Origin of the sequence: Streptomyces sp. NPDC050704 (assembly GCF_040654355.1) — a bacterium.
GTDB lineage: Bacteria > Actinomycetota > Actinomycetes > Streptomycetales > Streptomycetaceae > Streptomyces.
In genome coordinates this window covers 25,577-44,357 of sequence record NZ_JBFAHW010000006.1, presented here as the reverse complement: position 1 = coordinate 44,357, position 18,781 = coordinate 25,577, and the positions used below count along the sequence as shown (strand labels likewise).

Annotated in this window: 18 protein-coding genes; 11 read left to right on the top strand and 7 right to left on the bottom strand. The window is 70.1% G+C overall.

What is annotated here, in order from left to right:
* Positions 1 to 147: 147 nt before the first annotated feature.
* The 3 genes from AB0I18_RS04740 to AB0I18_RS04730 are packed head-to-tail and all read left to right on the top strand — an operon-like array spanning position 148 to position 3,163.
* Positions 148 to 1,287 (top strand): betaine/proline/choline family ABC transporter ATP-binding protein, encoded by a 1,140-nt coding sequence (locus tag AB0I18_RS04740; protein WP_363104000.1) that lies wholly within the window; start codon positions 148 to 150, stop codon positions 1,285 to 1,287.
* A complete protein-coding gene (locus AB0I18_RS04735) occupies positions 1,280 to 2,212 on the top strand; it encodes a proline/glycine betaine ABC transporter permease (RefSeq protein ID WP_363103906.1) in 933 nt (310 codons plus the stop codon). Before AB0I18_RS04740 ends, AB0I18_RS04735 begins: the two co-directional genes overlap by 8 nt.
* Positions 2,213 to 2,239: 27 nt before the next feature.
* Complete coding sequence (locus tag AB0I18_RS04730; protein ID WP_363103905.1) at positions 2,240 to 3,163, top strand: glycine betaine ABC transporter substrate-binding protein; 924 nt, start codon at positions 2,240 to 2,242, stop codon at positions 3,161 to 3,163.
* Positions 3,164 to 3,235: 72 nt separating this feature from the next.
* Here the strand turns inward: AB0I18_RS04730 and AB0I18_RS04725 are convergent, their stop codons facing one another.
* On the bottom strand, positions 3,236 to 3,562 hold the full coding sequence (locus AB0I18_RS04725; protein ID WP_363103904.1) for a carboxymuconolactone decarboxylase family protein: 327 nt from the start codon (positions 3,560 to 3,562) through the stop codon (positions 3,236 to 3,238).
* A 68-nt stretch (positions 3,563 to 3,630) separates the two neighbouring features.
* Positions 3,631 to 4,038: a cupin domain-containing protein gene (locus tag AB0I18_RS04720; protein WP_363103903.1), complete on the bottom strand. Its 408-nt coding sequence runs from the start codon at positions 4,036 to 4,038 to the stop codon at positions 3,631 to 3,633.
* A 360-nt stretch (positions 4,039 to 4,398) separates the two neighbouring features.
* Here AB0I18_RS04720 and AB0I18_RS04715 point away from each other — a divergent pair, with 360 nt between their 5' ends.
* The 5 genes from AB0I18_RS04715 (at position 4,399) to AB0I18_RS04695 (ending at position 12,124) form a co-directional block, all read left to right on the top strand.
* A complete protein-coding gene (locus AB0I18_RS04715) occupies positions 4,399 to 5,286 on the top strand; it encodes a helix-turn-helix transcriptional regulator (protein WP_363103902.1) in 888 nt (295 codons plus the stop codon).
* Between the two features lie 170 nt (positions 5,287 to 5,456).
* The gene (locus AB0I18_RS04710) at positions 5,457 to 7,919 is read left to right on the top strand and encodes an MMPL family transporter (protein WP_363103901.1); all 2,463 of its coding nucleotides are present in this window, start codon (positions 5,457 to 5,459) and stop codon (positions 7,917 to 7,919) included.
* Between the two features lie 432 nt (positions 7,920 to 8,351).
* Positions 8,352 to 9,305, top strand: a complete 954-nt coding sequence (locus AB0I18_RS04705; protein ID WP_363103900.1) for an SGNH/GDSL hydrolase family protein — start codon at positions 8,352 to 8,354, stop codon at positions 9,303 to 9,305.
* Between the two features lie 891 nt (positions 9,306 to 10,196).
* On the top strand, positions 10,197 to 11,471 hold the full coding sequence (locus AB0I18_RS04700) for a histidine kinase (protein WP_363103899.1): 1,275 nt from the start codon (positions 10,197 to 10,199) through the stop codon (positions 11,469 to 11,471).
* Positions 11,468 to 12,124 carry a response regulator transcription factor gene (locus AB0I18_RS04695; protein WP_363103898.1) on the top strand — a complete coding sequence of 219 codons (657 nt, stop codon included), beginning with the start codon at positions 11,468 to 11,470 and terminating at the stop codon, positions 12,122 to 12,124. The genes AB0I18_RS04700 and AB0I18_RS04695 overlap by 4 nt, the downstream gene beginning before the upstream one ends.
* Here AB0I18_RS04695 and AB0I18_RS04690 read toward each other — a convergent pair.
* Together AB0I18_RS04690 and AB0I18_RS04685 are read right to left on the bottom strand one after the other, a co-directional pair.
* Positions 12,094 to 12,774: a VTT domain-containing protein gene (locus AB0I18_RS04690; RefSeq protein ID WP_363103897.1), complete on the bottom strand. Its 681-nt coding sequence runs from the start codon at positions 12,772 to 12,774 to the stop codon at positions 12,094 to 12,096. The two genes, AB0I18_RS04695 and AB0I18_RS04690, sit on opposite strands and share 31 nt — an antisense overlap.
* Positions 12,771 to 13,517 carry a methyltransferase domain-containing protein gene (locus AB0I18_RS04685; protein WP_363103896.1) on the bottom strand — a complete coding sequence of 249 codons (747 nt, stop codon included), beginning with the start codon at positions 13,515 to 13,517 and terminating at the stop codon, positions 12,771 to 12,773. Before AB0I18_RS04685 ends, AB0I18_RS04690 begins: the two co-directional genes overlap by 4 nt.
* A 213-nt stretch (positions 13,518 to 13,730) precedes the next feature.
* Here AB0I18_RS04685 and AB0I18_RS04680 point away from each other — a divergent pair, with 213 nt between their 5' ends.
* Positions 13,731 to 14,813 carry a histidine kinase gene (locus AB0I18_RS04680; RefSeq protein ID WP_363103999.1) on the top strand — a complete coding sequence of 361 codons (1,083 nt, stop codon included), beginning with the start codon at positions 13,731 to 13,733 and terminating at the stop codon, positions 14,811 to 14,813.
* Positions 14,810 to 15,460: a response regulator transcription factor gene (locus AB0I18_RS04675; protein ID WP_363103895.1), complete on the top strand. Its 651-nt coding sequence runs from the start codon at positions 14,810 to 14,812 to the stop codon at positions 15,458 to 15,460. Before AB0I18_RS04680 ends, AB0I18_RS04675 begins: the two co-directional genes overlap by 4 nt.
* A gap of 107 nt (positions 15,461 to 15,567) precedes the next feature.
* Here the strand turns inward: AB0I18_RS04675 and AB0I18_RS04670 are convergent, their stop codons facing one another.
* The 3 genes from AB0I18_RS04670 to AB0I18_RS04660 all read right to left on the bottom strand — a co-directional run bounded on the left by AB0I18_RS04670 (position 15,568) and on the right by AB0I18_RS04660 (position 18,145).
* A complete protein-coding gene (locus AB0I18_RS04670) occupies positions 15,568 to 16,128 on the bottom strand; it encodes a dihydrofolate reductase family protein (protein ID WP_363103894.1) in 561 nt (186 codons plus the stop codon).
* Between the two features lie 434 nt (positions 16,129 to 16,562).
* The gene (locus AB0I18_RS04665) at positions 16,563 to 17,546 is read right to left on the bottom strand and encodes an NADPH:quinone reductase (protein ID WP_363103893.1); all 984 of its coding nucleotides are present in this window, start codon (positions 17,544 to 17,546) and stop codon (positions 16,563 to 16,565) included.
* Positions 17,547 to 17,566: 20 nt separating this feature from the next.
* Complete coding sequence (locus AB0I18_RS04660) at positions 17,567 to 18,145, bottom strand: PadR family transcriptional regulator (RefSeq protein WP_363103892.1); 579 nt, start codon at positions 18,143 to 18,145, stop codon at positions 17,567 to 17,569.
* Between the two features lie 126 nt (positions 18,146 to 18,271).
* Between AB0I18_RS04660 and AB0I18_RS04655 the strand changes: the two genes are divergently transcribed.
* Positions 18,272 to 18,664, top strand: a complete 393-nt coding sequence (locus AB0I18_RS04655; protein WP_363103891.1) for an ester cyclase — start codon at positions 18,272 to 18,274, stop codon at positions 18,662 to 18,664.
* The last annotated feature ends 117 nt before the right edge of the window (positions 18,665 to 18,781 follow it).

Genomic DNA, 18,781 nt, shown 5'->3' with positions numbered 1-18,781 from the left:
TCCTTCAGGGGCCTTGACGGGTCGGCCGACGCGGGGACATCGTTCGTACCGCATTGCACAGCTGTTTCGTATTGCGAAACAAGAACCTCGACCTTTCCGCCCTGCGCGGACCCCCGGAGGTGGGGCACGGTGATTGAGGCAGCTCGGCTGAAAAAGGTGTACGGCTCGGCATCCGACGGAGTGCGCGCGGTCGACGGCGTGACGTTCGACGTGGCGCCGGGAGAGCTTTTCGTGGTCATGGGGCTGTCGGGTTCCGGCAAGTCGACCCTGCTCCGCATGCTCAACCGGCTGGTGGAGCCGACCTCCGGTGAACTGCGCGTCGAAGGACGCGATGTGCTGACGATGGGCGACGCGGACCTTCGGGAACTGCGCAACCGCAAGGTCAACATGGTCTTCCAGCACTTCGCGCTGTTCCCGCACCGCACGGTCCGCGAGAACGCCGCCTACGGCATGCGGCTACGGGGAGTCGCCGAGTCCGAGCGGTTCGATCGCGCCGACTGGGCGCTGCGGACCGTAGGCCTCGGCGACCGAAGCGACGCCTATCCGGGTGAACTGTCCGGTGGTCAGCGCCAGCGTGTGGGGCTGGCCCGCGCGCTGGCCACGGACGCCGAGATCCTGCTGATGGACGAGCCGTTCAGCGCGCTCGACCCCCTGATCCGCCGCGACATGCAGGACCTGCTGCTGACACTGCAGCGGGACCTGCGCCGCACGATCGTCTTCGTCACCCACGACCTCAACGAGGCGATGCGGCTGGGCGACCGGATCATGGTCATGCGGGACGGACGCGTCGTACAGCTCGGAACCGCGACCGACATCCTCCACTCGCCCGCCGACGACTACGTCCGCGACTTCGTCTCCGACGTCGACCGTTCACGCGTGCTGACCGCGAGCGCCGTCATGCGCGAGCCGCTCATGACGGCGAGCGCGGACGACGATCCCCAGGACGTCCTGCGGAGGCTGTCGGACATCGAGGCCGCGGCGGTCTACGTACGGGACTCCGACGGGCACATCGTCGGCGTGGCGCGCGACGACCTGCTCGCCCAGGCGGTCCGGGACGGCCGTACCTCCTTGCGCGAATGCCTGGTCGACGCGTACGAACGGACCGGCCCCGACACCCTGCTCGTCGACCTGTGCCCGCGGGTCGGACGGCACGCCGTGCCCCTTGCCGTCACCGACGACGACGGCCGGCTCCTCGGCGTCGTCCCCCGTGCGGCACTCCTCGCGGCGCTGTCCGATCCCCGGAAGCCGGACGCGACCGACCCCCGGAAGGAGACGGCCCATGTCTAGCCCCTTGTTCACCGTCGACCTCGGTACGCCGGTCAGTTCCGCCGTCGACTGGCTCACCCAGCATCTGGGCGGCGTCTTCGACGCCATCTCCTCGGTGATGACCGAGCTGGTCAACGCCGTGCTCTTCGTCCTCACCGCACCGCATCCGCTCGTCGTGACAGCGGTGTTCACGGCACTCGCGTTCCTCGCCCGCAAGTGGGGCTTCGCCGCCTTCACCGCCGTCGCCTTCCTCCTCATCCAGGGCATGGGCCTGTGGACCGAGGCGATGCAGTCACTGGCAGTCGTACTCGTCGCCTCCGTCCTGGCCGTGGCCATCGGAGTGCCGATCGGCGTCCGGGCCGCCCGTGACCAGCTGGCCAGCGCCGTGGTCCGCCCCGTGCTCGACTTCATGCAGACCCTGCCGGTGTTCGTCTACCTCATCCCGGCCGTCTCCTTCTTCGGTATCGGCCTCGTCCCCGGAGTCGTCGCGACCACCGTCTTCGCCGTCCCGCCCGCCGTCCGCCTCACCGAACTGGGCATCCGGCAGGTCGACAAGGAGGTCGTCGAGGCCGCGCACGCCTTCGGCGCCAAGCCCCGCCAGATCCTGCGCGAGGTCCAACTCCCGCTCGCCCTGCCCTCGATCATGGCCGGCGTCAACCAGGTGATCATGCTGGCACTGTCCATGGTGGTCATCGCCGGCATGGTCGGCGCCGCCGGCCTCGGCACCGTCGTCGTCCGCGGCATCAGCCAACTCGACGTGGGCGTCGGCTTCCAGGGCGGACTCGCCGTCGTCTTCCTCGCCATCTTCCTCGACCGCGTCACCGGCGCCCTGGCCACGCCGAAGCGACGCCGACGCCGCAAGAACGGGACCCGGCCCACCCCGGCCGCCGACACCGCATCCGCTCCCGTCGCCGCCCCCGAACCCGCCGTCGCCGCTTCGGCGTGAAGACCGCCCAAGAACAGGAAACCGCTCATGAACCGCACCTCACGCCGTTCCCGCGGCGCGCTTCTCCTCGGCTGTACCGCCGCCGTACTCACCCTGGTCACCACCGCGTGCAGCGGCGAGACGGCGAGTGTGGACCCCGGCTCCGGCGGAGGGAACGGAGACTCGAAATCGGTGAGGATCGCCGTCGTCGAGGGCTGGGACGAGGGCACCTCCGCCACCTACCTGTGGAAGGAGATCCTCGAAGACCGCGGCTACAAGGTCGACGTTCAGTCGCTGGACATCGCCAGCACCTTCACCGGCGTCGCGAACAAACAGGTCGACCTCTACCTCGACGCCTGGCTGCCCAGCACCCACGAGTCGTACTGGAAGAAGCTCGGCTCCAAGCTGGAGGTCACCTCCACCTGGTACGAACCGGCCGACCTCAACCTGTCCGTCCCCACGTACGTCAAGGACGTCGACTCGCTCGCCGACCTCAAGACGCACGCCTCCGAGTTCGGCGGCCGGATCGTCGGCATCGAGGCGGGCTCCGGCCTGATGCGGCTCACGCGAGAGAGCGTCATACCCGCCTACGGTCTCAAGGACGACTACGAGCTCACCGAGAGCAGCAGCTCCGCCATGCTCTCCGCACTGCAGAGCGCGATCGCGAAGAAGAAGCCGGTCGTGGTCACCCTGTGGCGCCCCCACTGGGCGTACGCCAAGCTGCCGTTGAAGGTCCTCAAGGACCCCAAGGGCGCATACGGAGCCCCCGACAAGGTCCAGGCCATCGCCCCCAAGGGCTTCGCCGCGGACCACCCCGAACTGGCCGGCTGGCTCAAGAACTTCAAGCTCACCTCGGCCCAGCTGGGCAGCCTCGAACTGCTGCTCCAGAAGAAGGGCTCGGGCCATGAGCAGGAGGCCGCGAAGGAGTGGATCGGCGAGAACAGGACGCTGGTCGATTCCTGGCTGAAGTGAGCCGCGCAGGGGGCTGAAGTGAGCCGCGCAGGGGGAGACGACGGGACGGGCTCGACGGCTCCTCCCCGGTGCTCAGGCCGAGAAGACCTGCTTCGCGACCGTGATCGCCGTCATGGCCTTGGGCCAGCCGGCGTAGAAGGCGAGGTGGGTGATGGCCTCGGTGAGTTCGGTCTCGGTGACGCCGTTCTCCTTGGCTCGTCCGAGGTGGAAGCGCAGTTGGTCGGTGTCGCCGCCCGCTATGAGGACGGCCACGGTGATCAGGCTGCGGTCGCGGGCGGCCAGTTCGGTGCGATTCCACACGTCCTCGAACAGGACGTCGTCGGTCAGCTCGGCGAGCTTCGGAGCGAAGTCGCCGATCATGCGGCGTCCACCGCCGGTCTGCTGGGGCTGGTCGGTCATCGAAGTCCTTTCGTCGGTCCGCGGGCACAGTCGCTCGAACTCGTGCTGAAGCGGGGACCGTTGTGTTGTCAGCGGCTGCGGGCGCGGTTGTACTGCTCGTCGGTGACCGGCTCGTTCCAGGTGGTTTCGGTGCTGCCGTCACCCTTGCCCTCCCACATGGCGATGTGCTCCATGAAGCGATCGGGGGTGGCGCCGTGCCAGTGCTCCTCGTCCGGCGGGCAGGTGACCGTCTCACCGGGGTGCGCCTCGAAGACGGTGCCGTCGCGGGTGCCGATCAGGGCGATGCCGGAGACGACGTGCAGCGTCTGGCCCAGCACATGGGAATGCCAGTGGGTACGGGCACCGGGGGAGAAGCGGACCAGGTTGGCACGCATCCGGGACGGCTCCTGGCCCGCGTAGAGCACGTCGAACCAGACGTCGCCGGTGAACCAGTCCGCGGGAGCCTTGGTGGTGGCCTGCTGCTTGACGAATTCCATGGTGTCTCTCTCAGCTGTACGTGTGTGCGGGCTGTCTGGTCTGGGCTGTACGTGTGTGCGGGGTGTGTCAGGCGGCGTCGGGTGGGCGAGGCCCGAGCCCGGCGCGCGGGAGGCGTCGACCCGCGCGAGGAGTTCCTCGGCCCTGGCCCCGACAGCGGAAAGGCAGTCATCACCGGCGACGAACCGCAGCGGGGGCCGGCGCAGGCATGCGACCTTCAACAGGGCGGCGGCGACGGTGTCCGGCGTCCCCGGCCGCCGCCATTCGATGAAACCGCAGCTCGGTGAAGTGAAGAAGGGCCTGTCGTCACAGGTACTGACAGGACCCCCCACGCCTGTGGCGTCCGGCTTAGCCTGGATCGCGTGAGTACCGAGCGCGACATCCGCGAGTTCCTGGGCTCCCGCCGCGCCAGGATCACCCCCCAGCAGGCCGGCCTGCCCGCTTACGGCGGCAACCGGCGCGTGCCGGGCCTGCGCCGCGAAGAGGTCGCCATGCTCTCCGGCGTCAGTGTCGACTACTACGTACGCCTGGAGCGCGGGAACCTCGCGGGTGCCTCGGAGGAAGTCCTCGACGGCGTCGCGAACGCCCTCCAACTCGACGACGCCGAACGCGCCCACCTCTACGACCTGGCCCGCGCCGCCGCCAAACGCCCCGCCCGGCGCAAGCCGGCGACCGGCCCGCTGCCCGACAGCGTCCTGCGCGTCCTGCACGCCATGACCGACTCCCCGGCCTTCATCCGCAACGGCCGCCTGGACATCCTCGCCGCCAACCGCCTCGGCCGCGCCCTGTACTCCCCGCTCTTCCCCGACCCCACCACCGCGACGGCCAACATCGCCCGCTTCCAGTTCCTCGATCCGAACGGCCGCGACTTCTTCCCCGACTGGGACCAGTCGGTGAACACCACCGTCGCCCTGCTGCGCACCGAGGCCGGCCGCGCTCCGCACGACGGCGGGCTGACCGGACTCATCGGCGAACTCGTCACCCGCAGCGAGGAGTTCCGCACCGCCTGGGCCAGGCACAACGTGCGCCTGCACCACACCGGCCGCAAGGCATTCCGGCACCCGGCCGTCGGCGTTCTCACCCTCGACTTCGACGCCATGGAACTGCCGGCCCAGCCCGGTCTGACCCTCACCGCCTACAGCGCTGCCCCCGGCACACCCGAGCACGACGCCCTGCGGCTCCTCGCCACCTGGGCCGCCACCGAAAACGCCGCGCCCACCGGTTACCCCTCCGGCCATCAGGACCGGTGAGCGCTCGGGCGAAGGACAGGCATTGGTACTGGGGTACTAGCGGGCCCCGCCGGATTCGGTTCCGCGGTACGTGATGGTCGCCCGGTACCGCTCCTACGTTGAGATCACGGGTCAGTCAGGACCGGCTCACCCCTCACCCAATGATCTCTTCTCCTGGTGGGAGTAATTCCGTGGCCACCTTCCTCTATCGGCTCGGCCGGCTGTCGTTCCGGCGACGACGCATCGTCGTGATGCTGTGGGTCGCCGTACTGGCCGCCATCGGCATCGGCGCCATGAGTGCGCCCGGCACCTCCTCGGGGGCCCTGAGCGTTCCGGGTACGCAGTCGCAGCGGGCGATCGACCTGCTGCAGAAGGAGTTCCCGCAGGCGTCCGCCGACGGCGCCACCGCGCGTGTGGTGTTCGAGGCGCCCAGCGGGCAGCGGCTCACCTCCGCCGCCAACAAGGCCGAGGTCGAGTCCCTGGTGGCGAAGCTGGAGAAGTCGCCGCAGGTGTCGGGCGTCTCCGATCCCTTCACCAGCGGCCTGGTCAGCGAGTCCGGCACCATCGCCTACGCCCAGGTGTCCTACAAGGTCGCCCAGGCCGACGTCAGCGGCGCGGCCCACGCCGTCCAGACCGACGTCGTCCAGCAGGGCGAGAAGGCCGGCCTGAAGGTGAGCCTGGGCGGCAACGCCGTCAAGGACAAGGCCGCGAGCAAGGCGGCCGAGCTGATCGGCGTCGGGGTCGCCGCCGTCGTCCTGGTGATCACCTTCGGCTCGATGATCGCGGCCGGACTGCCGCTGCTCACCGCGATCCTCGGGGTGGCCGCGGCCGTCCTGTCGGTCATGCTCGCCACGCACTTCTTCGACCTGGCCTCGTCCGCCACGACCCTGGCACTGATGCTGGGCCTGGCCGTGGCCATCGACTACGCCCTGTTCATCGTCTCCCGCTACCGCAACGAGATCCGCGACGGCCACGAACCCGAGGAAGCGTGCGGACGCGCCCTCGGCACCGCCGGGTCGGCGGTCGTCTTCGCCGGGCTGACCGTGATCGTCGCGCTGAGCGGCCTGAGCGTCATCGGTATCGGCATGCTCACCTCCATGGGCCTGGCCTCCGCCTTCGCCGTGGCCGTCGCCGTGGTCATCGCGCTGACCCTGCTGCCCGCCATGCTCGGCTTCGCCGGTACGCGGATCATGAAGGACAAGCTGCTCACCCGCCGTATGAAGGCGCTGGAGCGCGGCGAGGGCGAGTCGATGGGCGTGCGCTGGGCGAGGTTCGTCACCCGCAACCCGGTCAAGGTGCTCGCGGTCTCGGTGGCCGGCCTGGCCCTGCTGGCCATCCCCACGATGTCCCTGAAGATGGCCCTGAACGACGACTCCGGAAAGCCTCCCGGCAGCACCCAGCGCATCGCCTACGACACCCTCAGCAAGGGCTTCGGGCCGGGCTTCAACGGCCCGCTCACCGTGGTCGTCGACGCCCGGGACAGCGAGAATCCGAAGGCAGCCGCCGAGGACGCGTACACCATGCTGGGCGAGCTGGACGATGTCGCGGCCGTCCGTCCTCCCTCCTTCAACGAGGCGGGCGACGTGGCCCTGATCGGCGCCGTCCCCAAGAGCGCCGCCACCAGTGAGGCCACCAAGGACCTGGTGGGCGAGATCCGCGGCCACGGCGGCGCCCTGCACCAGGACACCGGCGCCGACCTGATGGTCACCGGCCTGACCGCCGTCAACATCGACGTCAGCACCAAGCTCTCCGACGCACTCATCCCCTACCTGGCCATCGTCGTGGGCCTGGCGCTGGTCCTGCTCCTGCTGGTCTTCCGGTCGATCGTGATCCCGCTCAAGGCCGCCCTGGGCTTCCTGCTCAGCGTGGTCTCCACCCTCGGGGTCCTGGTCGCGGTCTTCCAGTGGGGCTGGCTGAAGGATCTCTTCGGCGTCGACCAGACCGGACCCATCGTCAGCCTGCTGCCCATCCTGCTGATCGGCGTGGTGTTCGGACTCGCCATGGACTACGAGGTCTTCCTCGTCTCCCGGATGCGGGAGGAGTACGTCCACGGCGCCGAACCCACGCAGGCCGTCGTGGAGGGCTTCCGGCACAGCGGCCGGGTGGTCACCGCGGCCGCGGTCATCATGGTCTCGGTCTTCTCCGGATTCCTCCTCGACGACGCGGCTCTGATCAAATCGATCGGCCTGGGGCTCGCCGCCGCCGTGTTCCTGGACGCCTTCGTCGTCCGGATGACCATCGTCCCCGCGGTGATGGCCCTGCTCGGCCACCGCTCCTGGACCCTGCCGCAGTGGCTGGACCGCATCCTGCCGAACGTGGACGTCGAGGGCGAGAAGCTGCGCCACGCGCTCGAAGCCGAGCAGGAAGCCGAACCGACGGACCCCATGCCCGAGCCCGTACTCGCCGGTGTCGCCGCCGGAGCCTATGCGGGCTCGGACGACCACAGTGCCACCCACGTCCTCACCGGCGTCCACGCTTCCGGTGTCACGGACGCGCCGACACCTGCCCCGCAGGCCCCGGCGAAGACACGAGGACTGTCCAGGCTCAAGCAGCGCCTGGCACGGGGCGGTGACGCCACCGTCCCCGCCGACACCACCGAGTCGAAGGCACCGGTACGCAGGAAGCTGCTGAAGAACCCGAGGCGCAGGCGTTGACGAGAGCGAGCCGCAGCACCGGCTTCCACACTGCCTCCTGACCTGGCGGCCGACTCTCACCGGCCGTCTCCCCTGCCCCGCCCGTCGGCCCATTCCCCCGGGGCCGGCGGGCGGCCTGACATCGCGAGGGGTCCATCCCGTGCCCGTACCGAGCGCCCCCGCTCCCGCTCCTACACACCCGGACGAGCGCCAGTTCCTTCAGCCCCCGACGAGCGATCCCGAGCAGCGGGCGACCCGGGTGATCGTCTCGGTCGTCTCCCGGCTCGACATCGCCCCGACCCACGTCCGACCGGCACCGCCGTATTCGGTCCCGCGGTGCCGATGACGTGCGCGTTTCCCCGCCTGGTTCGACGGCAGGGTCACACACGCAGCCGCCCGTGCCGCGGTGCCCGCCCAGCAGTTGGCCATCCGTGACGACGACAGGAGAAACCCATGGGACCGTACGCACGCACAGGTCTGGCCGGGATCGTGAGCTGCGGCGTTCTGCTCACCGCCGTCCTCATCGGGCGGCCGGACGGCACCGGCGCCAACGCCAACGCCAACGACAACGCCAAGAACGAGCGACCGCGGCCGGGGCCCTACGTCGCTCTCGGCGACTCCTACACCTCCGGCCCGAAGATCCCCCGACAGTCCGGGACACCGGCCGGCTGCGACCGTTCCGACCGCAACTATCCCGCGGTGGTGGCACGCCAACTCGGCGTCACGGCTGCCGACTTCCGTGATGTCAGCTGCAGTGGTGCCACCATCACCGACCTCACCGCGCCGCAGAAGACGTCCAACGGCACCAACCCCGCCCAGCTTTCGGCCCTCTCGACGCGGACGCGGCTGGTGACCCTTGGCATCGGCGGCAACGACATCGGCTTCGGCTCGACGGTCACGAAATGCGTCACGATGGGCGCGATGTACGGTGCGATCGGCAGCGACCGCCTCTTCTCCGACGATGCGCCCTGCAAGAAGCAGTACGCCGACGGCGGCACCGACGAAGTGGCACAGAAGATCCGGGCGACCGGCCGACAGCTGTCCGCGGCGCTGGCCGAGATCGAACGGCGTGCGCCGAAGGCCCGGGTCTACGTCGTCGGCTATCCGTCGATCCTGCCCGCCGAGGGCAAAGGCTGCGGGAGGGAACTCCCCCTCGCGCCCGGTGACGCGACCTACCTGCACGACAAGGGGAAGCAGCTCAACACCATGCTGCGCGGGCAGGCCGAGGCCGCCGGAGCGACGTACGTCGACACCTACTCCCCGTCCGTCGGCCACGACGCCTGCTCCGCCGAGAACACGCGCTGGATCGAGCCCCTGCGGCCCAGCAGCCCGGCCGCCGCCGTCCACCCGAACGCGCAAGGCGAGAAAGGCATGGCCGACGCCGTGCTCCGCGCGATCGGCGACTGAACGCCCGCAGAAGGCTGAACGCCCGCAGAAAACAGGGGACTTCCAGCCGCCGGCGACCGGCCCGTCCGGTCCACCCCGCCGCACCGCCCTCGTCGCCGGCATGGTCCCACCCACAGGAAGAACCCAGGCAGCATGCCCACCGTTCTCATCGTCAACGACCAGGAGCTGCGACCCCTCTGCTACCGCCTCCTGCCGGCTTCCGAGCCGGACCTGAGCCCGGTCGGTGAGGCGGCCGACGGTGCGGCCGGCGGTGCCGAGGCGGTCCGCGGTCGCGAGGAGGGGGCCCTAGTACCCCGGTACCAGCCGGCGTCGCCGTATTCCCGCCCACAGTGCCGTGGCGCCGGTCGATACCGCTTCTAGGTTGAAACCCGGGTCTGGTCAGGCCCGTCCGTGCACAGACCTCTTTACTGGCGGGACCAAATCCGTGGCCACCATCCTGCACCGACTCGAGTCGGCCGGCGTTTCACTCACTCGTGGCGGCCGGACCGGCCACGATGCTGCTTCTGCCGGCCTTCCCCTCACCCCTGGACCCGCACATGCCCACGCTCGCCCTGAGACCCGCCGTGGCAACGGACTCCGCCTCCCCTTTGCCGTGTTCGAGGGTGAGAAGTCGCGCCCGGCGGCGCGGGCGCTGACCAGGCCAGGAGGACGCAGACCGCGAGCCGTTGTCAGCCGTACGATCGCGGAAGAGCGGTCGGCCCCGGTCGGCGTTCTTCCCGAGTCGCCCCTCGCCCGTCCGTTCCCCCGGGACCGGCGAGCGGATCGCCTGCACCGCGAAGGGCCCAGACCTTGACCCCCACGCCCCCACAGGATTCCCGGCCCGGTCGACACGTCCCCGGCCGACCCGAGCTGCCCGAGGCACTGACGAACGACGCCGAGCAACGTGTGATTGTGTCGATCATCGCTCGGCTGTCTTCCTGGCGGTGGGCGGACCGGACCCACCCCTGGGTCCGGCGGTGGGGCGTACCGCTGCTCTGTGTCGTCCTGGGACTGCCGTCCATACTCAACCCCGCCGGCGAAACCGGGGTCGCCGAAGCGCTGGTCCTCCCCGTCGCCGTGGCCGTTCCGCTGCTGTGGCGGGAGCGCAGGCCCATGCTGGTCTTCGTGCTCGTCACTGCCGCCGCCGTGCTGATGGCCTCCACAGGGTCCCTCCGTGATGCCAACGCCAGTGCGGACGTCGCCCGCACCGTGGCCCTGTTCAACGTCGGCCGCTTCGGCACCCCCCGCCAGCTGCTCATCGCCGTCACCATCTCCCTGACGCAGCTGGTCGCCTGGGCCGCCAGGCTGTGGAGCGACGGTCGGCTGGAGTACGCGAGACGGCCGGAAATCCTCCTGTTGCTGGGGGTGGTGACGGTGACGGCCATCGCCGGCCTCGGCCTCGCCACCCGCCTGGTGAACGTCGTCATCGCCGCCCTGCAGAAGGAGAAGGACCAGCAGGCCCGCCTCGCCGTCGCCCAGGAACGTGCCCGCGTCTCCAAGGAGATGCACGACATCCTCGGCCACACCCTCGCCGTCATCGTCGGCCTCGCCGACGGCGCCGCGGGCCTGACCGAGACGAAGCCCAAGCGCGGTGCCGAGACCCTACGGATCATCGCTGACAGCGGCCGCGGCGCCCTCGCCGAACTGCGCCGCCTGCTCGCCGTCATCGGCGACGACAACGATCGGCCGGACCATGCCCCGCTCACCCCGCAGCCCGGCCTGGCCGACCTCGATCCGCTGATCGAACGCGTCCGCGCCGCGGGCCCGAGCGTCACCCTCGACACCGACGGCGACCTCACCGCGCTGGCCCCCGGCCTTCAGCTCGCCGTGTACCGCATCGTCCAGGAAGCCCTCACCAACACCCTCAAGTACGCCGCCGCCGACACCTCCAGCAGCGTCCGGGTAACCGTCGGGCCGGGCACGGTCCACGTCGACGTCGAGGACACCGGCCCCCTCCGCGCACCCCGCTCCCGGAGGCGGAGCACCGGAAACGGCCGCGGTCTGATCGGCATGCGCGAGCGCGCGGCCATCTACCAGGGCCAGGTCACCGCCGGACCCAACCGCGAAGGCGGCTGGAGCGTCCACGCCCGTCTCCTGACCACCCTGCCCTCCTCCTGGCTCTCCGATCCACCCCTGAGCAGGGACGTACCCGCGTCCACGACCAGAACGGAAAACCCCCGCACATGACCACCGTGCTCATCGTCGACGACCAGGCCCTGCAACGCCTCGGCTTCAGCATGCTCCTGGAACAGCACCCCGACCTCACCCTCATCGGTGAAGCCACCCACGGCGCCGAAGCCGTCCGCAAGGCCGCCGAGCTGAAGCCCGACGTCGTCCTCATGGACGTCCGCATGCCCGGCATGGACGGCATCGAGGCCACCAGACGCATCATCAAGTCCGGCGGCCGCTCCCGCATCCTGGTCCTGACCACCTTCGACCTCGACGAATACGCCTACGACGCCCTGCGCGCCGGAGCGTCCGGGTTCCTGCTCAAAGACGCCCTGCCCGACGAACTCGTCGCCGGCATCCGCGCGGTGGCCGCCGGAGACGCTGTCATCTCGCCCGGTCTGACCCGCAAGCTCATCGACGCCTTCAGCAGCCGTCTGCCGGGCCACACGCCCGAACAGCAACGGCAGCTGGCCCGCCTCACCAACCGCGAACGTGAAGTACTCACCGCCATCGCGACCGGCTGGAGCAACACCGAGATCGCCGAACGCCTCTCCCTCGCCGAGTCCACCGTCAAGTCCCACGTGGGCAGCATCCTCACCAAGATCGGGGTCCGGGACCGGGTCCAAGCCGTGATCTTCGCCTACGACGCCGGCCTCGTCAGGCCTGCCTGAGCATGGCCGGCGGACTTCGTGGCGGGCTCGGGCTCCGGTTCCAGGGCCGGAGGAGAGGGGCGGTGCCTTCTTCGCCACAGCAGCGCGCCCCCGATCGCCGTCAGAGCGACCAGGGCGAGGGCAGGGCCGCCCAGCGTGAGGACCCGCCGGAGAGAGGTCGCGGCGGCGTATCCGACACCCGCTTCCGCGGTGGCCCACACACAGGCGGCGACGACGCTGTACGGAGCGATGCGCCGGTAGGGCAGGCGGGTGGCGCCCGCGAAGTGCGGGGCGAGGGTGCGTACCACCGGCAGGAAACGGGTCAGGAAGACCGCCCGGCCGCCGTGGCGAGTCATCAGCGTCTCGGCCTGGTGCCAGGCGGCACCCGGTATCCGACGGCCTATGCGGCCTGCGCGCAGCTGATCACCGAGGAGTCTGCCGGTGCGATGGGCGAGGAGGTCACCCGCCACCACGGCTCCGGCCGCGGCGGCGATCACGAGGGGAAGGCTGATGTGGCCGGTGCGGGCCAGCGCGCCGGCGGTCAGGAGCAGGGTGAGCGTGGGGATGAAGGCCCCGACGAGAAGGATCGACTCGGCCAGGACCGCGGCGGCCACCACCGCGTACGCCGCGGCCGGGGAGATGTGGCCGAGGATGTCGGAGAGCGCGTTCACCGCCGCGCCTCGACGGACCGCGCCTCGACGGACCGCTGCTCGGGGTGGTCCGTTTCCGCGGAGACGAGGGGGCGTCGCAGGTGCCAGACGTAGGCGGGGGGAACGTTGGCCCACACCGTCCAGCGGCCCGTGGCACAGGTGCGCTGATAGGTGGCCATGATCTCGTCCACGGCGGCGTGACGGCGGGCTTCGGCTCGGGATGCCGTCAGGGCCCGGGCCCTGCGCGTGCCGAGGTAGGCGAAGTAGGTCAGCGTGCCGCCGGGGTGGAGCAGCTCCAGGTAGCGGGCCATGATGCGCTCGACCTGCGCAGGCGTGAAGTTGGTCAGCGGCAGCCCCGAGACGATGACGTCGTAGCGCTGGTCGGTGTCGAGCCGCTCGACGTAGGTCTGGTGCACGTTCACCTGCACGGGCCTGGCAGCCAGGTCTGGATGCGTGCTGACGAGATGGCGCAGTCGCGCGGCGAAACGCGGGTTCGCCTCGACAATGTCCAGGCGGCTGGCTCGGGGCAGTTCGGGTATCAGGGTGCGGGTGACCGCGCCGGTCCCGGCACCGGCTTCCAGGACCGCCAGCGGACGGGGCGCGTGAACCCGTACGGGATCGGTCAGAGCGCGGGCCAGGGCCTTGCCGCTGGGGGCTATGGCACCCGTGGCACGCAGATCACGGGCTGCCTCGATCAGGAACATCCAGCCTTCGGCGTTGCGCTGAGCCAGGACACGGTCGTGGGAGGTGGTCCAGTCGTTCATGGAATTGACGTTAGAAAGCCGCGACCGGCATCGGATCAGCCGTTCTGCGACGGCGTTCCCCTACGAAAGTAGGGGGTGGACATCGTCGATCGTCGGACGGCAGGGGAATCGGGTCTGCGTAGGATCACAAAGGTGATCAGGCGGAGGGCCCCGAAGTGGGCAGCGGCCTTCGGGCGTGCGGGGCTGGTGGCGTTTCTCGCGCTGGTCGTTGTGATGAACGGTGCCTCGACCAGCGGTTTCCCGTATCTGATCCCGGTTGTCCTGTCGGCGGTTCTGTGCGCTGTGAGCCTGCTTGTGCCGCGGCTGCGATGGCCTCTCGCCCCCTTTGTCGTCACCGCCGTCACGGCATGGTGGGGATGGCTCACGGTGCCCTTGCTGGGGATCGTCGTGTTCGATCTGGCCGTGGCCCGCCGGGTGCGGCCGGCGGTGGGCTGCGCCGCCGTTGCGCTGGGCGCCAACCTGCTCGGCTACCCGGCAACCCGCGTGTGGGTGGAACAGCGGTATGTGTCCGCGCTGTTCTTCCTGCTCTTCGCCGTCATCGTCGGACTGTGGCTCGGCAACCGCCGACGTCTGCTTCAGGCGCTGACCGCCGACATGGAACATCTGCGTATCGAGGCGCGGCTGCGCGAGGAGGCGGCCCGCATCGCGGAACGGTCCCGTATCGCCGCCGAGATGCACGACGTCCTGGCCCACCGTCTGAGCCTGATCGCCCTGCACACCGGTGTCCTGACCACCAAGAACGACACATTGCCCGCACCGGTCGCCGAACGCCTCGGTCTGCTGCGCACGGCGTCCGTCGAAGCCCTCACCGATCTGCGCGACGTCCTCGGTGTGCTGCGCGACCCCGACGCCGACCCCGACGCCACGCCGGCCGGCGCCGCGCTCACGCCGGTGATGAGGGAAGCGGGTGAACTGGTCGAGGAGGCTCGTGCCGCCGGTCAACGCATCGAGCTGACCGTCGAGGGGCGTCCCGACCGGGCTCCCACCACCCACCGGCTGGCGGTGTACCGCATCGTCCAGGAAGCGCTGACCAACGCCCGCAAGCACGCCGACGGAGCCCAGGTGACCGTACGCATCGACTACGGGCCGCCCGCCACCCTCGTCGAGGTCACGAACGCCCCCGGCACTCCCCGCACGGACACCGTCGGCAGCGGCTACGGCCTCGTCGGCCTGCGCGAACGCGTCACCGCCCTCGGCGGCCACCTGAACGCCGGACCGGCCGGCGCGGGCGCCTGGCGACTGGTCGCCCGCATCCCCCACCCCGCCGGCATCGAACAGAACGGCACCCGCACATGATCCGCACCATGATCGTGGACGACGACGCCCTGGTACGCCTCGGCCTGACCGACCTCCTGGACGGCGACCCCGGCATCGAGGTCGTCGCCCAGGCCCCCGACGGCCTGAAGGCCATCGAACAGGCCACCGCCCACCGCATCGACGTCGCCCTCGTCGACGTACGCATGCCCCGCATGGACGGCATCACCGCCACCGCCCGACTACGAGCCCTCCCGCACCCGCCGAAGGTGATCACCCTGACCACCTTCGACCTCGACGAGTACGTCTACAACGCGCTCGCCGCCGGAGCCGACGGCTTCCTGCTCAAGGACACCGACCCCGCCGAAATACTGCGCGCCGTCCACCTGGTGGCCGCCGGCTCGGCCATGCTCCACCCCACCGCGGCCCGCCGTCTCATCGACCGCTACCACGCGGCCAACCAGCCCGAAGCAACCGCTGCCAAGGCCCGGCTGGACCGGCTCACCCCGCGCGAACGCGACGTGCTCACCCTGCTCGCCCACGGCGACACCAACGCCGACATCGCCACCCGCCTCGCCATGCGCGAGAGCACCGTCAAAGCCCACGTCAGCCGAGTCCTGACCGCACTGGAAGTCACCAACCGCGTCCAGGCCGCCCTGGCGGCCCGCGACGCGGGCCTCACCTCCTGATGCCTTGGCGTCCGAAACGAGTGGCTGTGACCGGCACGCTCGACACACGGTGGAGGCGGCCCGGCGGCGTCCGAACCTGAACGGCCCGGACGGGGCCGCCGCGGTTCCTACGCTTCCGCGACGGGGTGGTAGCGCACATCGACTTCGGCAAAGGGCTGTGAGCCGTGGGCATGTCGCAGCCGGATCGGCCGGCCGCCGGGATTGTCGAAGAGCCGGATGCCGTCACCGAGCAGGACGGGTGCGATGTGCAGGTTGATTTCGTCGATCAGGCCGCGTTCGAGCAGTTGGCGGCCGATCGTCGGGGAGAGGACTTCGAGGTTCTTGCCGTCGGCGGCCTCCAGGCCGATGCGTACCGCCTCGGCCACGTCGCAGTTCAGGAACGTGACACCGTCGGCGGGCGTGGCGTCTTCGGGGTGGTGGGTGAGGACGAAGATCCGGCCCTTCCAGTCCTCGCTGTAGGGCCGGGCGCTCGGGTCGTGGTCCCAGCCGTTCCGCCCGCCCAGGACCGCGCCGGTTGTCTCGATGTACTCCTCTTCCACGCCGTCGCGGCCGGTGACCCCGGTCAGCCAGTCCATGGTGTGGTTCGGCCCCGCCACGAACCCGTCCAGCGACATGCTGAAGTGAAGGAGGACCTTGCCGGCGGCCTGTTGCGGTTCGATGTTGAGCATCTGGAGCTCCTTCGCTCGTCGTGCCGGCGCGAAAGCACCCGCTGCACAGACGTCCCGGACGGACGGGCCGTCAGCCGGCCGTGGTTGTTGGCTTGTGCTTATTCAGAGTCGGTCAGTCCTTGATGGCATGTCTCATGCGTTCCGCCCTGTTCGTTCAGCGGTCGCAAGGACAGTGGCACACGCCTGTTGGGGCGGCCATGAGTTCGATCCTCGTCGAAATGTTCACTCGACACGGTCGCGCCGGCATCGCACCATGCGGTCGAGGTGCCACCGGACCCGCCGCCCATGGTCATCGCTTGCCAGCTCGGCATCCCCCCAAGACAGCCGAACGCTGGGCCACCCTCGCCTGCGGGAACTGGTCCGATTACTTGGCAGCGCGACGGGCCGCCCCGTAGCGCTGGGCAGTTGAGCAGGGGCAGTGTTCCGAGTCCGCGCTATTGGGGGATGGTGAGCAGGATTCGGCCGTGGCCACCGCCGGCGTCGACGTGGTCGTGGGCCTTGGCGATGTCGTCCAGCGGGTGACGGTCGCCGACGGCGACGGTGAGGGTGCCGACGGCGGCGGCGGAGGTGAGGTCGCGGGCGGCCTGGCGCTTGGCCTCGGCGGTGAAGTCGTCGCTGCCGAGCAGCCGCAGGGTCACGTTGTTGAACAACAGCGGCCAGAAGGGGATCTCGGTGCGGTCCGTGCGGGTGGCGTAGGCGGCGATGACGGCGTTGTTGGCGGCGACGGCGTTGTCGAGATCGGCGTTGTCGGACAGCGCGACCTCGATGATCCGGTCGACGCCCCGTGGCGCGTACGAGCGGATGGCCGCAGCGGGGTCGCCGGTGTCCAGGGCGACGGCGTGGGAGACGACGGCAGGGTCGACGCGGTCGAGGTCCGCGGTGCGGCGGACGGTCGCGATCACAGTCGCGCCGGCCCAGTGGGCGAGCTGGGCGGCCAGGGAGCCGACGCCGCCGAGAACTCCGTGGACCAGGACCAGTTGGCCGTCGACCGGGCCGTCGGCGAAGACGGTGCGGTGGGCGGTGATGCCGGGGATGCCGAGGCTCGCGCCCAGCTCGTCACTGAGGTGGTCGGGCAGGGGTGGGGCCTGGTGGTCGGGTACGACGGTGTACTGGGCGGCGGTGCCGAAGGGGCGGTAGGACTGGGCGCCGTATACCCAGACCCGCTGTCCGACGCGGCGGGCGTCGACTTGGGCGCCCACGGCGTCGATGACTCCGGCGGCGTCGCTGTGCGGGATCACCCGTGGGAAGGGCATGGACGAGCCGAGCCAGCCGCGCCGTTTCTTGGTGTCGCCGGGGTTGACGCCCGAGACGGTGACGCGGACGCGGACCTCGCCGGGGCCGGGGACGGGATCAGGGAGTTCACCGACGTGCAGGACATCGGCGGCGGGTCCCTGGGCGTCGTACCAGGAAGCAAGCATGGGGGTACCTCCGTGGGTGGTCAGCTCGGGGGAGCGGCGGGCGCATGCGGATCGCTGTCGGTGCATGCGGTGTCGAATGCGGGCGGTTCCTCCCCGAGGGTCTCGCGCAGCCAGGTCCGTTCGGCGCGGCTGGTGGCGCGGGCGGTGAACAGCATGCCCCGCCGGTAGGGGTCGGCGACCTCCTCGGCACGCAGGGGTCGCTCGTTGTCGTAGAAGAAACTCGCCGGTTCTTCCAGGAACTCCAGCCGTCTGCGCAGCACCGCGTGCCGTTCGGCCAGGTCGGGCAGGTGGGAGAGGAATGCCAGGACGACGTAGAACCGTGTGAAGTCGGTGATCTCGTGGTCGGCGGGCTTGCGCAGGCGCTGAAGCATGTCGGCCCGTCCGGCCGCGGTCAGGCTGAGCACGTACCGGGCCGCCCCCGCGGCCGGGTCGGCGCGCCGCTCGATCAGGCCCGCCCTGGTCAGACGGTTGATCGCCGGATACAGGCTGCCGTCACTGACCGGCCGCGTATAGCCGGTCAGCTGTGAGACGCGGCGGCGCAGTTCGTGTCCGGGCAGGGGCCCCTCGGCGAGGAAGCCGAGTATCGCGAGTTCCAGCATGAGTCTATCCTCCCACGCGAGCATCGGATCGATGTGAACATCGATTCGATGTTACGCTCGTAGGTACCCGCCCAAACGTCTCTGGAGAGGCACAGCAAGATGCCATCGCAGTCCACCGAGTCAGTGATGAACCGCTTCGTCGAGTTCATCAACACGGGCAACGAGGACATCGCCCGCGAGGTCATTTCTCCGGACGCGGTGTTCCACGCACCAAGCCACCCGGAACCACTGCGGGGACCCGATGGGTACATGGAAGTCATCGGGATGATGCGCGGCGGCTTCCCGGACGTCCAGTGGACGCTGGAGGAGACGGTCTCCGAAGGCGACACCGTGGCAGCGCGGTTCACCATGCGGGGAACCCACGACGGTGAATTCTTCGGGATCCCGGCGAGCGGCAACAAGATCTCGGTGCAGGCCATGAACTTCTACTACCTGGCCGACGGCCGGATCGTCGGCGAACGGGGCCAGCCTGATCTCCTCGGGGTGATGCAGCAGATCGGTGCCCTACCGGCGCCGTGAACCTCGTAGCGCCGGGTGACCCTTCTGCCGCGCGGGCTTGCCGCTGCCGGGAGGGGGCCGTACCGCGCGCTGACAGAGGGTGAGGCCCGCACTGGAGCGCGGGCGGCCGGCGCGGGT

Excerpts from the sequence above, each read along its gene's own strand:
- AB0I18_RS04735 (WP_363103906.1), top strand. The coding sequence starts at position 1,280 with ATGTCTAGCCCCTTGTTCACCGTCGACCTCGGTACGCCGGTCAGTTCC.
- AB0I18_RS04730 (WP_363103905.1), top strand. The coding sequence starts at position 2,240 with ATGAACCGCACCTCACGCCGTTCCCGCGGCGCGCTTCTCCTCGGCTGT.
- AB0I18_RS04725 (WP_363103904.1), bottom strand. The coding sequence starts at position 3,562 with ATGACCGACCAGCCCCAGCAGACCGGCGGTGGACGCCGCATGATCGGC.
- AB0I18_RS04720 (WP_363103903.1), bottom strand. The coding sequence starts at position 4,038 with ATGGAATTCGTCAAGCAGCAGGCCACCACCAAGGCTCCCGCGGACTGG.
- AB0I18_RS04705 (WP_363103900.1), top strand. The coding sequence starts at position 8,352 with ATGGGACCGTACGCACGCACAGGTCTGGCCGGGATCGTGAGCTGCGGC.
- AB0I18_RS04695 (WP_363103898.1), top strand. The coding sequence starts at position 11,468 with ATGACCACCGTGCTCATCGTCGACGACCAGGCCCTGCAACGCCTCGGC.
- AB0I18_RS04685 (WP_363103896.1), bottom strand. The coding sequence starts at position 13,517 with ATGAACGACTGGACCACCTCCCACGACCGTGTCCTGGCTCAGCGCAAC.
- AB0I18_RS04680 (WP_363103999.1), top strand. The coding sequence starts at position 13,731 with ATGAACGGTGCCTCGACCAGCGGTTTCCCGTATCTGATCCCGGTTGTC.
- AB0I18_RS04675 (WP_363103895.1), top strand. The coding sequence starts at position 14,810 with ATGATCCGCACCATGATCGTGGACGACGACGCCCTGGTACGCCTCGGC.
- AB0I18_RS04670 (WP_363103894.1), bottom strand. The coding sequence starts at position 16,128 with ATGCTCAACATCGAACCGCAACAGGCCGCCGGCAAGGTCCTCCTTCAC.
- AB0I18_RS04665 (WP_363103893.1), bottom strand. The coding sequence starts at position 17,546 with ATGCTTGCTTCCTGGTACGACGCCCAGGGACCCGCCGCCGATGTCCTG.
- AB0I18_RS04660 (WP_363103892.1), bottom strand. The coding sequence starts at position 18,145 with ATGCTGGAACTCGCGATACTCGGCTTCCTCGCCGAGGGGCCCCTGCCC.
- AB0I18_RS04655 (WP_363103891.1), top strand. The coding sequence starts at position 18,272 with ATGAACCGCTTCGTCGAGTTCATCAACACGGGCAACGAGGACATCGCC.